This is a genomic window from Anabaena sp. AL09 (assembly GCF_001672255.1).
GTDB lineage: Bacteria > Cyanobacteriota > Cyanobacteriia > Cyanobacteriales > Nostocaceae > Dolichospermum > Dolichospermum lemmermannii.
In genome coordinates, this window is sequence record NZ_LJOQ01000060.1 from 1 (window position 1) to 11,899 (window position 11,899).

Sequence of the window (11,899 nt, forward strand, 5' to 3'; positions counted from 1 at the left end):
ATTAATTCCTTCAACAGCACCATTAGATGTCTTCTGGTCAAAATAGCCTGCTACTTCTCCAAACCATCTACTAATAGTTCCTATACTTTTAGGGAAGTATGCAACAGCATCATACATCCAATCTAATAGTTTAATTACTCCATCTCCCCAAGATTCTGCGTGGTCAAATATATCTCTAAATTCTTCTTTAAGCAGGTGCATTTTCTCTAGATTTGGAGAGACTTTTTGAACCATTTCTAATTTCTCTTTTTGTTTGATGGTTAAATTATCTTCATTTTTTAACAAAGCATATTTACTCTTATTTATTCCTGCCAATATTTCATTTTTATTTTCTTCATCTGTTAGCTGTTTAGCAGCGTTCTTTTCTGATTTACGTGCGGCATCTAATTCCTCATTGACTTGTTTCATTACATGAAATCTATCCGCTGTTACATCAACATTTGGCATCAATTGTAAGACTAAACTTTTGTATGGTTTCCATAGGTCTATACTGACTTCTACTATTTGATTTAATATATTATATCCTAGTTCTAGCAACGCTTCTCGCATTTCTAATTGATTTCTTGATTCAACGAGTTTAATCGGTCTATTAGTATCTAAGTCTACGATGACTCCTACATATTTTCCTTTTCCTTTCACTAAACTAATTTCATCTATTCCTATTCTTTTTACTTGACTTAAATCTGTCTCTAATATATTTGATATTTCATCTGATAACATCGTTGCTATCTCTTCGGAGGTCATGTCATTTCTTCTCGCTACACTATTCACATTACTTTCTATTACTTCGGAAACTATCTTTTTTGCTAATCTTTTTGTATATCCTCTTTGTTGACCTATAAATTCTAATTCTTCACTAAATACTTGACCACATTTTTTACACCTAAACTGTCGCCGATTTATTCTTAATAATACTTCGTTTTTTCCCCAGGGTAAATCTTTCACCATTCGCCAATGGTTTTGGTGTTTACTATAGCTCAATACCTCGCATCTTGGACACCTTGCACATTCTGAATCTCTCTGAATTTCTATAACTAATCCTAATCCTTCTATTTCGTCGGAATTTAAGACTTTCATCTCTTGTAAATTGAGGATTTGTTCTACTGAAAGTTTCATATTGTTTTCTCGACAGAAATTCGTCTATCTACCTCTTTTGATTTGCTTATCCTTTCATAAAGGGAGCGGTAGAACCATATTTTTTATAGTATATCTGCTCCTAATTCCTTGACTACTCAACAAGAATATGAACGACAATTAAAGCAAGGCTTAGAAAAAGGATGCCCAATTTTAGAATCAATGATCAAGGAAATAGAAGATTATTGGGACGAAAACAACATCAATCAACAACCTATTATTCTCACTTTAGATAAAATTAAAATTCTTTGCAATAAATTTGATTTATTTGCAAGACAAATAAAAAACAGACATAGTAACAGAAGTACAATAGAAATTATTGATGAGTATGATGTTCAGGATTTATTTCATGCTTTACTAACTTTATATTTTGATGATATCAAAGATGAGGAACCGACTCCAAGTTATGCCGGTGGATCTTCAAGAGTTGACTTTCTTTTAAAGCAGGAACAAACTATTATTGAACTTAAAAAGACAAGTGAAAATCTTACTGCTAAAAAAGTTGGAGAACAATTAATTATAGACATTGCTCGTTATAAATCACATCCTGATTGTAAAACTCTCATCTGTTTTGTTTATGATCCAGAAAGAAGAATTAAAAATCCTCGTGGTCTTGAAAACGATTTAAGCAAAACTACAGATGGTATGATAGTTCAAGATTGTATAAATTGAATAAAATCATATAAATATTTTTTCGTTTTTTTAATCAAAAGCGAATTTTTTTTATTTTTACCACAATCTTTATCATTCCAGCATCATACATACTATTCATTATACTCAACCACCACCGCAATAGCCGCAGCGATTTCTTCCATTATTTCACTCGAACATTCTCCAATTTTACGAATTAATCTTTGTACATCCACGCCGCGCAATTGTAAAATATCTACAGCAGAATCTTTTGATAAACTATTCTGGTTATTTGCCTCAATCTTAACGTGCCAAATATTTTCAGCATAATATTCCTTCCAATCTGTAATTGGTGCAATTAATTTAATTGGTAACTTACCAACACCATCAGAACTGACAATTATAGCAGGTCTTACTTTTTTAATTTCTGCTCCCACAGTTGGATCAAAATTAGTCAGCCAGATATCACCCCGGTTAGGAATAGAAGAATTAGTAATCAATTAAGTCTCCCATTTGTAATTCTTGCCATTCTTTATCTTGCTGATAATGCTCTAACATTAAATCAGATTGTGCTGCTAAAATCTTTTGTCGTTCCTCTATAGGTAACTTTATAAGTTCACGACGGCTGATAAATTGTTGTTTCAATTCATCAATATTTTCAGAAAAATTGAGTTCACTATTTTCTTCTTCTGTTAAGTATTGCTGCAACAACAATTGAATTTGTAACTTTTCTTCAATTGAAAAACCTTTAATTGCTTCAATTACATCACTAAAAATCATAACTGAAAATACCTCGTCCTATACAAACTTATTCATTTTCATTTCTTCACGGCTTAAATTAGGAAATTTGTAGTTAATAAACTTAATATTAACCCAGTGTCAATATTCCTTCTGAAAAATTAACAGATAATGGCAATATTTTCAACCACTGCAAACCAAGTAAAGGTTCAGAAATACCTTCCGCAGCTAAAACAGGAATAATATACTCCTGTCCATCTAATTTCACATTCCCTTCATATATATCAAAAAAGCCTCACCTCTTGCCATCCGCATAGTGCTGTTACGTTCAATTAAAGGCCATCCTAGTATTTCAGCATCTTGTATATCAAGTGCTAACCAACCAATTGTAATGATCATTTATTAATTCAGGACGAACTCGATTAAAAACAACACGCGCTTTTTCTCCACGCGCATTTCTTTCAGTTTCCCGTTTAGCTAATTCTTCCGGTGGTATTGTAAATTCTGGAAAAATTCTACCTTGTTGACGACGAAGTACAGGTTTTGTATTAGTCATTATTTTCCCTACCTTATTTTTGTAAATTATTAATTATTCTTCACTTTCAATTAATCTTTTTCCATTACTAAGGCGCTGCAAAAATTATGCAATTGATTCAGTTCCATCTTTGATTATAGCTAAATTCCTATCTGACATTTCCTCACTGAGTAATGATAAAAGCGGTAAATAAGATTGTGATTCTATTCCCTTGGGGAAAGCATTTTGAATTAATTTATATGTACTTTGTAGATGTGGTGAAATAGTGATTTGCATGATTAATTACCAGTTAAAGGAAAAGGTGGATGAATATATACATGAAAATCTACACCTTGAGCAGAAGCGGCTCTCACAGCTTTTGCATCTGCTGTGGTGGTGACAATATTTAGTTGATCACCCGTGCCTAATATAATAATATAGTTAAATTGATATATAATGAAAATGAATAATTTTTGATATCTTCTCATGACATTACAAGAATTGCAAAAACAAGTATTACAATTACCAATGAGCGATCGCTGGCAATTAGTACAAACTGTATTAGAATCAATACAACAAGAAACTATATCACCATCAAAGCAGGGTAATTTATCTCGATTGCGTGGTATTGCTAAAGGTGTAAATATCTCAAGTGATGAGAATATTAATGGAGAGTATGTCACTTATCTAACTGAAAAATACCAATGATGCGAGTTTTTATTGATACGAATGTCGTCCTAGATTTTTTGCTGGAACGAGAACCTTTTGTAGAAGATGCAGTCAAGCTATTTGCAAAAATTGATGCAGGTGAGATTATAGGGTTTATTGCTGCTACTACAATTACTAATATTTATTATATTATTCGTAAAGCAGCAGGTGTAAAAGTTGCTCAAGATGCAATTTCTCAAATTCTCACAGATTTACACATTTGCACAGTTGATAAAAATATTTTAGAAACAGCAGTAGCTTTAAATTTTCAAGATTTTGAGGATGCTGTGCAGTATGCTTGTGCTATGAAATCAATGGTAGATGTGATTGTAAGTCGTGATGTGTCTGGATTTTTAGGTTCAGAAATTCCAGTAATTTTACCTGGGGAGTTAAATCATATTTCTAGGGAGTAATCAGGTAATTTTCACAGATGAGATCGCACTTCCCCCACCATTAACCAGGAGCGATCGCTTCGGTAAGCTTTACTAAACGACACCTTTCGCATTAGTGATCACAGATGTTACAATGCAGCTATGTTGTAAATCAGGGTTGAAAACAATGAAAAAAGAAGATGCAATTGAAAATCTCACAGTTCAACTTAAAACTATTGATAACTTTACATCTGTGTTTTTTAGTCCTGATTTTCATCAGTGGAAGATAGACACAGAAATTGCTATTAAACGTATATTTGGTAACAATAACGAATATTTAATATATTTTAAGGAAATTAATTTCACAGCAACCTATGCTCGTGAAGGTGGTTATAATAATCGTACTAATGGTATATGTCCAGATGGGCTACAAAAATCTCGTGCAATTTTGCAATCAATGATAAAGGAAATACAAGATCATTGGGAAGAAAAGAACACAAATCAACCTACTATTCCTGATTTAAATAAGATTGAACTTCTTTGCAATAGATTCGATTTAGTTGCCAGACAACTAAAAACTAGACACGGTAGCAGAAATACCATAGCAATTAATGATGAGTATGATGTCCAGGATTTATTTCATGCTTTACTAACTTTATATTTTGACGATATTAGAGATGAAGAATGGACTCCAAGTTATGCTGGTGGGGCTTCAAGAGTTGATTTTCTTTTAAAGCAGGAACAAACTGTTATTGAACTTAAAAAGACACGCGAAAAGCTTACTAATAAAGAAATTAGAGATCAATTAATTGTAGACATTACTTGTTATAAATCACATCCTGATTGTAAAAATCTCATTTGTTTTGTTTATGATCCAGAAAGAAGAATTAAAAATCCTCGTGGTCTTGAAAACGATTTAAGCAAAACTACAGATGGTATGATAGTTCAAGCAATGTAACTGGATAAATATTTTTTCTTTTTTCAATCAAAAGCGAAATATTTTTTATTTTCACCCCAATGTCAATATTCCTTCAGGAAAATTAACAGTTAATGGTAATATTGTCAACCACTGTAAACCCAGCAAAGGTTCAGAAATACCTTCCGCAGCTAAAACAGGAATAATATACTCCTGTCCATCTAATTTTACCTTCCCTTCATAGATATCAAAAAAAGCCTCACCCCGCGCCATCCGCATAGTGCTGTTACGTTCAATTAAAGGCCATCCTAGAATTTCAGCATCTTGTATATCAAGTGCTAACCAACCATTAGTAAAACCTGTATCTAATAAAACTTCAATAGGATAGTTATCTTCATCAGCAGAAATAATCTCTATCTCAAACATTAACTCCCCAACTTCACCAAAATTACCTAAAATCATATCCGTCCGCAAGCACCTGTTTCATTAATTCTAAAAGTCACTAACCAACCTGTAGGATATTTTTCCCGCGCTTTTTTTTCAGCAATACTATCATCAACATCAATAAAATAATCAGCACTATTGGGTTCAATTACCATAAACCAATTGTAATGATCATTTATCAATTCAGGACGAACTCGATTAAAAACAACACGCGCTTTTTCTCCTCGCGCATTTCTTTCCACTTCCCTTTTTGCTAATTCTTCTGGTGGTATTGTAAATTCTGGAAAAATTCTACCTTGTTGACGACGACGCACAGATTTTGTATTACTCATAATTCACCTTACCTCATTTTTATCAATTACCAATTATTCTTGATTTTCAAGTAAACCTTTCCCATTACTAAGTTTAATTTAATCAATTCCTAAAAAATTCTTCAATGCAGTTTTATATTTATTCTTCAACTTCTTAGAAATTAATCCTCCCTGTTGAATTTGTGATACAATATCAGCAGAAAAACAATCTTTGGGTATAGGACTACCAGAAGTTATACAAATAGCAAGATCATTTCCATCCATTTCACGAGCAAAATAGTAAGTTATAACTGATTCTTTTTTTATAAAACTTGGTAGACTTGGATCTGGTGCTAAGATACAAGTAGTTTCAGAGTTATTTTTCTTGTCTGTTAAATTAACAAATAAATATTTATTATCAGAAGTTTTTGCAATTGCGACGTAAAAATGTTGTCCATTAGGAGGTGTATCAATCAGAAATACATCTCCTATGTTTATAGAAATACTAGACACTTAGCACCTCATCTAAATATGCTTCCCTCAGTGCTATTTGTCTAATTTCCTCAATTTCTTCCTGACTTTTACCAACATTTTTCAGAATATCTTCTACTGAAATGGGAATAGCAGAACCATGAGGATCTTTCCACTCTGGTAAATCATGAGTCCATTCAGCAACCTGAAATGGATCAAGATGTCCAAAGGTTTTATATACCTCTTGAAGAATCTCCTCTTCTTCTTCGCATAGTTCATCATTTCCTGGATCTTTGACTAAGTAAACAAAGTTCTTATCACCAGGAGAAATGTACTCAGACCACAGAGGTAGAGCATCATCAACAGGTTTACCTTTAATTAGATCATAAACACCACTAAGAACAGGACCATATTTCATTGATACATAGTGATCACCTGTAATTGGCTGTTCTATTCTTTCTAATGCAATACGATCAGCTATATAGAGCATTTTTAGCAAACCTAAATATTTGATAGGCTTACCATGCAGCTTCATAAGTATAGCTGCGGCTTCTACAGCTTTTTCTGGGTGAAACCGAAACTGGATAGGCATAATTATCCTTGAGTGGCAGTATAGTACATCTATATTATAAATCTTGATCTGAAAACGCGAAAATTTATTATACAAATGTCAGACTATATCATTACTCAGTTTATTTCAACTTTTATTTTTTCCCTTTCTCCTCTTTGCGCCTTTGCTCCTTAGCGTCTTTGCGCGAAACAAAAAAAACGGTAGAGAACCGAAATCCTCCACCGTTCAATTAACAATTACAAAAACCTAACTAAGACTCAACACCTTGGGGTAACAACTCCCGTGTTTGTTGAGAACTAACTTGCACAATGCCATTTTCATCAACGTCAACAAGAGCAGTATCGCCATCTTTGATGCGTCCAGACAGAATTTCTTCCGCCAAACTATCTTCCAGTAAGCGCATAATTGCTCGACGTAATGGCCTTGCACCGTAGCTAGGACTGTAACCCTCAGTTATCAAGCGATCCTTGAAGCGGTCTGTGACTTCTAAGACAATGCCTTTTTCCGTCAAGCGACCAAACACTTCCTTCAGCATGATTTCGGCAATTTGGGTAACTTCCAACTTGTTCAACTGACGGAAGACGATAATTTCATCTAACCGGTTCAGGAACTCAGGACGGAAGTAATTCTTCAGTTCCTCATTCACCAAAGAGCGAATTCTGTTGTATTGCGTCTCAGTCGCATCTTCAGAGAACTCAAAGCCGATACCGCTACCACCCTTTTCAATCACCTTAGAACCAATGTTGGAAGTCAAAATCAGCAAAGTGTTCTTAAAGTCCACCGTGCGACCTTTTGCGTCAGTTAAACGCCCATCTTCCAAAATTTGCAAAAGCATATTGAACACATCGGGGTGTGCTTTTTCGATTTCGTCGAATAGCACCACAGTGTAAGGACGACGACGGACAGCTTCTGTTAACTGACCACCTTCGTTGTAACCGACATAACCAGGAGGTGAACCGATCAATTTACTGACGGTGTGACGCTCCATGTATTCGGACATATCCAAGCGAATCATGGCTTCTTCCGCACCGAAGAAGTAGGAAGCCAAGGATTTCGCTAATTCGGTTTTACCTACCCCAGTCGGACCAGAGAAGACAAAACTAGCAATCGGCCGATTGGGATTCTTCAACCCAACACGAGCGCGACGAATAGCGCGGGAAACAGCCTTCACAGCGTCTTCCTGACCAATCAGGCGCTGGTGTAAGGTATCCTCCATGTGCAGCAACTTCTCGGACTCAGACTCGGTGAGTTTGTTCACCGGTACACCTGTCCAGGAAGCGACAATGTGAGCAATGTCTTCTTCTGTAACTACAGGTTCAACACCGTCACCACTAGCGCCATTACTCTTAGTTTGAGCAATAGTGCGGATTTCGGCTTTGATTTCCATTTCCCGATCACGCAGTTCTCCTGCTCGATCAAAGTCCTGGGAACGGACTGCATCATCTTTTTCTTTTAAGATCTGCCGTAGTTCCTTGTCTAATTCCTTGGCTGCTGGAGGCAGTTGGGAGTTAATCAAGCGTACCCGTGAACCCGCTTCATCCATCAAGTCAATGGCTTTATCTGGCAAAAAGCGATCGCTAATATAACGATCAGACAATTTCGCCGCCGCCACCAATGCTTCATCGGATATCTTCAGCTTGTGGTGTGCTTCATAGCGATCGCGCAAACCATATAAAATTTCTATTGTTTCATCAACAGAAGGTTCACCCACCATTACAGGCTGGAAGCGTCTTTCCAACGCTGCATCCCGTTCAATGTGTTTACGGTATTCATCCAAAGTAGTCGCACCGATACATTGCAATTCACCCCGGGCCAAAGCTGGCTTGAGGATATTTGCCGCATCAATCGCCCCTTCGGCTGCACCTGCACCAATTAAGGTGTGAACTTCGTCAATGACCAGGATGACATTACCCGCAGAGCGGATTTCATCCATAATTTTTTTGAGACGTTCTTCAAATTCACCGCGATATTTAGTTCCCGCTACTAGCAAACCAATATCGAGTGTCACCACACGCTTATCTTCCAAGATATCGGGGATATCCTTACTGGCGATGCGTGAAGCTAAACCTTCAGCGATGGCGGTTTTACCAACACCTGGTTCACCAATCAACACGGGATTGTTTTTAGTCCGGCGACCCAAAATTTGGATTACCCGCTCAATTTCCTTGGCGCGTCCCACCACAGGATCAAGCTTGTTATCTATGGCCATTTGGGTCAGGTTTGATCCAAACTCATCGAGAGTTGGGGTTTTAGTGCGACCAGAGGGGCCACCCGGCGTAACTTCCGCCGTTTCTCCCAACATCCGAATCACTTGGGTTCTCACCTTGGTCAAATCTACACCGAGGTTTTCTAGCACTCTGGCTGCGACACCTTCCCCTTCGCGGATCAGGCCCAACAACAGATGCTCGGTACCAATGTAGTTATGCCCCAATTGGCGTGCTTCTTCCAAGGATAGTTCTAAAACCCGTTTTGCCCGTGGCGTAAACGGAATTTCCACGGCTACAAAGCCTGAACCCCGTCCTATGATTTTTTCAACTTCAATGCGAGCATCTTTGAGATTAACTCCCATTGATTTCAGCACCTTGGCGGCTACTCCTGTGCCTTCACCAATCAAACCCAAGAGGATCTGCTCAGTTCCGACAAAGTTGTGACCTAAACGGCGGGCCTCTTCTTGGGCCAGCATGATTACCTTAATGGCTTTTTCTGTGAAGCGCTCAAACATGGCATTTTTCCTATCACCTGCGTCGTGCCGGTATGCTGATTTTAGCACAGGCTAAAATTTTGGGTATCTGTATAAACAATTTAGATATCCAATTACCATGACAGAGGTTGATAGGTTAATGAGTAGCTATTAATTAGTTTCTAGGTAGCTAGTGTACTGAGGAGAGTGATTTTACCAGCATTTTGGTGGCTAAATCCAAACAATAGACTATTGATGTGAGGATTTTGTTTAGGAGTCCCAAACACACATCGTTATCATAAAATGTGTGTTGATGTCAATAAATCGGCATGAATGATAAGATTTTTTTATTAAAAAGAATTAAAACAAAAAATATTATGATATAAAACCAGGATAAAAATTTTATTTTATCTTCACAACTGTGGTTTAGAGTAAGTTAGATTTTGGAAATTTTGTCTTGAATTGTACAGAAGTTGGATATAAACCTCTGTACAGACTCCTTTAAACTTTAATTAAAGCTTTGATGTTAGTATCGCGAGCGATCGCACTGGCAGAATTAAAGGATGAAACCGGGGATTTTATCGCCTATTAAATTAAGTAGCCATCATGAACATTACCCATTACCAGGTTGTTCACTGGATATGAGGTTTTGCGTTAAGTTGACTGTAATAAATCATCCCCGGGAATGATGGTAGTATAAAAAGTGTAACTATTGTTCTGAAGATAGCGGCGGTCTTGCTTAACGATAGCCATGAACTCACGGTGTCCTTCCGTTAGACGACCGACTAAACAACCTGCACTAGCTCCTTTGATATCATTGCTGGAGTAATCATAGCCCCAATGTTGATTAACGGCAAAATAATCACCTGTATCCAATTCATCACCAGTTCGTTTGAAATCTTTGTTAAAATCTCGACAAACAGTGATGTTTCCGCATTGAACTAATGCTTCATGGGGATTGGAAGTACCGTGTCTTCCCACTCTCCAAGCCTTGTATTGTCCAAACTGGATTCTTGCTGCTCCTTTGGGATTCATGGGATTGTGAGTATATTTACTACCTGGTTCAGTAGTTGCTTGCCAATGATCAACGATTTTGGGGACACCATCTACGATTTCGATCACAATGCGGCGGTCATTAAAGGCGTTGGCAGCATCACTATTGAGTGTCCAGTCTCCATTTATACCTTAAACATAAACAATGTTGTATTCTTTGGGATTGGTGAATACTTCATAATTTTTAGCCAACATATATTTAATGATCTTGCTGGCAATATCAGTTCCTAGATTTAAAGGAGGTTTTGGCAGGTCTTCTGTTTTAGTTTCAATCAATTTTTTGGCTGTGACTGCACCTAGAAAATCAGTTTCTCCTGTTTCTGTTAAGGTTTGGAACTTTTTCAGCGCGGCTGTGGAAACTGGTCCAAATAGTCCGTCGGCGGGTGGTTCTAGGAGTCTTAAATCAATTAATCTTACTTGAACTTGCCGAGACAATTCCCGATCTTCAGCGATCGCTTCGTAACCCCATTTTTCCTCTGTATTCAAGAAGTTTTGCAGTTCCATATTATACGCTTAATAATTCAAGTGTTTTGTTTGCACCACGTTAAATAAGCTATCTTAAATTTCAAATCTATAAATAACCTTTATTATTTTTTAACAAGGAATATTAACAAGGAAAATAGGCGATTGCTCTCATTATCTCATTCTCAGTAAGCTCAAACGAAGTTAGCCAGGGGTAGTTCATTGCTCCATAAGTACCTGGACAGAATTAATTACATATTATTTATTTACCAATCCTTTGTCCATTACGGATTTCAGTCCAAATATTTGTGTAATTAATTTTGTCTCATTACTTACTTCCATTCTAAAATGGGGGGTAGAAACAGTTTGATAATTTCTACCCATAACTATCCATATATTACTGTTTGTCCAAGTCTTCAATTAATTGATCAACAAATTCCCTTAACCGTTGTTGCCAGTTAGGGACGGTTTTAATTTTTACCCTCTGTCCTTTCCGACCTTTAAAACAAATTGGTTGAGCGTCTAACTCAGCTTTGAGGATTTTCTTAGCACCAATTTTATTATTTTTCTCAAATGGCATTGACTTTAACCTTGTAAGTTGGTATACTAACTATACTACAACATTGAAAGGTCGAATCAATGCTTTTATCATTCAAAACTGCACTAATTCCAAATAACCGACAGATTACAGCTTTTCGCAAGGCTTCTGGAGTAGCTAGACACGCCTATAACTGGGCAAATGCTCAAATCAAGGATATTTTAGCTACTCAAAAAGAAGGCGAAAAACTTAAATTACCATCAGCTATTGACTTGCATAAGCGATTAATTGCTGAGGTAAAATCTGAGCATATTTGGTATTACGAAGTTAATAAAAATATCCCTCAGAAGGCGTTAGCTGACTTACGCCAAGCATGGGA

Annotated in this window: 18 protein-coding genes and 1 pseudogene; 5 read left to right on the plus strand and 14 right to left on the minus strand. The window is 36.6% G+C overall.

Features of this window, described 5'->3' with window-relative positions:
• Positions 1-1,116 (minus strand): ISL3 family transposase (locus tag AN490_RS12175; protein ID WP_300003517.1); only part of this gene is annotated, 1,116 nt, incomplete at its 3' end.
• A gap of 108 nt (positions 1,117-1,224) precedes the next feature.
• On the opposite strand from AN490_RS12175, the gene AN490_RS12180 reads away from it, so the two are divergent.
• Positions 1,225-1,806: a hypothetical protein gene (locus tag AN490_RS12180; RefSeq protein ID WP_300003519.1), complete on the plus strand. Its 582-nt coding sequence runs from the start codon at positions 1,225-1,227 to the stop codon at positions 1,804-1,806.
• 92 nt (positions 1,807-1,898) lie between these two features.
• On the opposite strand, the gene AN490_RS12185 is transcribed toward AN490_RS12180, so the two are convergent.
• The 6 genes from AN490_RS12185 to AN490_RS12210 all read right to left on the minus strand — a co-directional run bounded on the left by AN490_RS12185 (position 1,899) and on the right by AN490_RS12210 (position 3,504).
• Positions 1,899-2,264: a type II toxin-antitoxin system PemK/MazF family toxin gene (locus tag AN490_RS12185; RefSeq protein WP_300003521.1), complete on the minus strand. Its 366-nt coding sequence runs from the start codon at positions 2,262-2,264 to the stop codon at positions 1,899-1,901.
• Positions 2,254-2,544, minus strand: coding sequence for a hypothetical protein (locus AN490_RS12190; RefSeq protein ID WP_300003523.1), 291 nt, complete (start codon positions 2,542-2,544; stop codon positions 2,254-2,256). The genes AN490_RS12185 and AN490_RS12190 overlap by 11 nt, the downstream gene beginning before the upstream one ends.
• An 88-nt stretch (positions 2,545-2,632) precedes the next feature.
• Entirely contained in the window at positions 2,633-2,770 is a 138-nt protein-coding gene (locus tag AN490_RS12195; protein ID WP_271821937.1) for a hypothetical protein, read from the minus strand.
• Positions 2,771-2,869: 99 nt separating this feature from the next.
• Positions 2,870-3,058 carry a hypothetical protein gene (locus AN490_RS12200; RefSeq protein ID WP_271821936.1) on the minus strand — a complete coding sequence of 63 codons (189 nt, stop codon included), beginning with the start codon at positions 3,056-3,058 and terminating at the stop codon, positions 2,870-2,872.
• 84 nt (positions 3,059-3,142) lie between these two features.
• Positions 3,143-3,313 carry a hypothetical protein gene (locus tag AN490_RS12205; RefSeq protein WP_300003526.1) on the minus strand — a complete coding sequence of 57 codons (171 nt, stop codon included), beginning with the start codon at positions 3,311-3,313 and terminating at the stop codon, positions 3,143-3,145.
• A 2-nt stretch (positions 3,314-3,315) separates the two neighbouring features.
• Positions 3,316-3,504, minus strand: coding sequence for a DUF1308 domain-containing protein (locus AN490_RS12210; protein WP_300003528.1), 189 nt, complete (start codon positions 3,502-3,504; stop codon positions 3,316-3,318).
• Here AN490_RS12210 and AN490_RS12215 point away from each other — a divergent pair.
• The 3 genes from AN490_RS12215 (at position 3,503) to AN490_RS12225 (ending at position 5,053) form a co-directional block, all read left to right on the plus strand.
• The gene (locus AN490_RS12215) at positions 3,503-3,724 is read left to right on the plus strand and encodes a hypothetical protein (RefSeq protein ID WP_300003530.1); all 222 of its coding nucleotides are present in this window, start codon (positions 3,503-3,505) and stop codon (positions 3,722-3,724) included. The genes AN490_RS12210 and AN490_RS12215 overlap by 2 nt on opposite strands.
• On the plus strand, positions 3,721-4,137 hold the full coding sequence (locus AN490_RS12220; protein ID WP_300003532.1) for a PIN domain-containing protein: 417 nt from the start codon (positions 3,721-3,723) through the stop codon (positions 4,135-4,137). The genes AN490_RS12215 and AN490_RS12220 overlap by 4 nt, the downstream gene beginning before the upstream one ends.
• 145 nt (positions 4,138-4,282) lie before the next feature.
• Positions 4,283-5,053 (plus strand): hypothetical protein, encoded by a 771-nt coding sequence (locus AN490_RS12225; protein WP_300003534.1) that lies wholly within the window; start codon positions 4,283-4,285, stop codon positions 5,051-5,053.
• 51 nt (positions 5,054-5,104) lie between these two features.
• Here AN490_RS12225 and AN490_RS12230 read toward each other — a convergent pair whose 3' ends face one another.
• The 7 genes and pseudogenes from AN490_RS12230 to AN490_RS12260 all read right to left on the minus strand — a co-directional run bounded on the left by AN490_RS12230 (position 5,105) and on the right by AN490_RS12260 (position 11,562).
• Positions 5,105-5,473, minus strand: coding sequence for an aspartyl protease (locus tag AN490_RS12230; RefSeq protein ID WP_300003536.1), 369 nt, complete (start codon positions 5,471-5,473; stop codon positions 5,105-5,107).
• Positions 5,470-5,787 carry a Maf-like protein gene (locus tag AN490_RS12235; protein ID WP_168634351.1) on the minus strand — a complete coding sequence of 106 codons (318 nt, stop codon included), beginning with the start codon at positions 5,785-5,787 and terminating at the stop codon, positions 5,470-5,472. The genes AN490_RS12230 and AN490_RS12235 overlap by 4 nt, the downstream gene beginning before the upstream one ends.
• Positions 5,788-5,865: 78 nt before the next feature.
• Positions 5,866-6,258: a hypothetical protein gene (locus AN490_RS12240; RefSeq protein ID WP_300003539.1), complete on the minus strand. Its 393-nt coding sequence runs from the start codon at positions 6,256-6,258 to the stop codon at positions 5,866-5,868.
• Complete coding sequence (locus tag AN490_RS12245) at positions 6,251-6,808, minus strand: Panacea domain-containing protein (protein ID WP_300003541.1); 558 nt, start codon at positions 6,806-6,808, stop codon at positions 6,251-6,253. Before AN490_RS12245 ends, AN490_RS12240 begins: the two co-directional genes overlap by 8 nt.
• A gap of 229 nt (positions 6,809-7,037) precedes the next feature.
• Positions 7,038-9,509, minus strand: coding sequence for an ATP-dependent Clp protease ATP-binding subunit (locus AN490_RS12250; protein ID WP_300003543.1), 2,472 nt, complete (start codon positions 9,507-9,509; stop codon positions 7,038-7,040).
• A gap of 612 nt (positions 9,510-10,121) precedes the next feature.
• Positions 10,122-11,024, minus strand: a pseudogene (locus AN490_RS12255) (peptidoglycan-binding domain-containing protein).
• A gap of 355 nt (positions 11,025-11,379) precedes the next feature.
• Positions 11,380-11,562 carry a hypothetical protein gene (locus AN490_RS12260; RefSeq protein WP_148760059.1) on the minus strand — a complete coding sequence of 61 codons (183 nt, stop codon included), beginning with the start codon at positions 11,560-11,562 and terminating at the stop codon, positions 11,380-11,382.
• 59 nt (positions 11,563-11,621) lie between these two features.
• On the opposite strand from AN490_RS12260, the gene AN490_RS12265 reads away from it, so the two are divergent.
• Positions 11,622-11,899, plus strand: a 278-nt coding sequence (locus AN490_RS12265; protein WP_300003546.1) for a helix-turn-helix domain-containing protein, incomplete at its 3' end; no start/stop codon positions are given.

Excerpts from the sequence above, each read along its gene's own strand:
- AN490_RS12225 (WP_300003534.1), top strand. The coding sequence starts at position 4,283 with ATGAAAAAAGAAGATGCAATTGAAAATCTCACAGTTCAACTTAAAACT.
- AN490_RS12235 (WP_168634351.1), bottom strand. The coding sequence starts at position 5,787 with ATGAGTAATACAAAATCTGTGCGTCGTCGTCAACAAGGTAGAATTTTT.
- AN490_RS12200 (WP_271821936.1), bottom strand. The coding sequence starts at position 3,058 with ATGACTAATACAAAACCTGTACTTCGTCGTCAACAAGGTAGAATTTTT.
- AN490_RS12250 (WP_300003543.1), bottom strand. The coding sequence starts at position 9,509 with ATGTTTGAGCGCTTCACAGAAAAAGCCATTAAGGTAATCATGCTGGCC.
- AN490_RS12230 (WP_300003536.1), bottom strand. The coding sequence starts at position 5,473 with ATGATTTTAGGTAATTTTGGTGAAGTTGGGGAGTTAATGTTTGAGATA.
- AN490_RS12220 (WP_300003532.1), top strand. The coding sequence starts at position 3,721 with ATGATGCGAGTTTTTATTGATACGAATGTCGTCCTAGATTTTTTGCTG.
- AN490_RS12215 (WP_300003530.1), top strand. The coding sequence starts at position 3,503 with ATGACATTACAAGAATTGCAAAAACAAGTATTACAATTACCAATGAGC.
- AN490_RS12260 (WP_148760059.1), bottom strand. The coding sequence starts at position 11,562 with ATGCCATTTGAGAAAAATAATAAAATTGGTGCTAAGAAAATCCTCAAA.
- AN490_RS12245 (WP_300003541.1), bottom strand. The coding sequence starts at position 6,808 with ATGCCTATCCAGTTTCGGTTTCACCCAGAAAAAGCTGTAGAAGCCGCA.
- AN490_RS12205 (WP_300003526.1), bottom strand. The coding sequence starts at position 3,313 with ATGCAAATCACTATTTCACCACATCTACAAAGTACATATAAATTAATT.
- AN490_RS12190 (WP_300003523.1), bottom strand. The coding sequence starts at position 2,544 with ATGATTTTTAGTGATGTAATTGAAGCAATTAAAGGTTTTTCAATTGAA.
- AN490_RS12210 (WP_300003528.1), bottom strand. The coding sequence starts at position 3,504 with ATGAGAAGATATCAAAAATTATTCATTTTCATTATATATCAATTTAAC.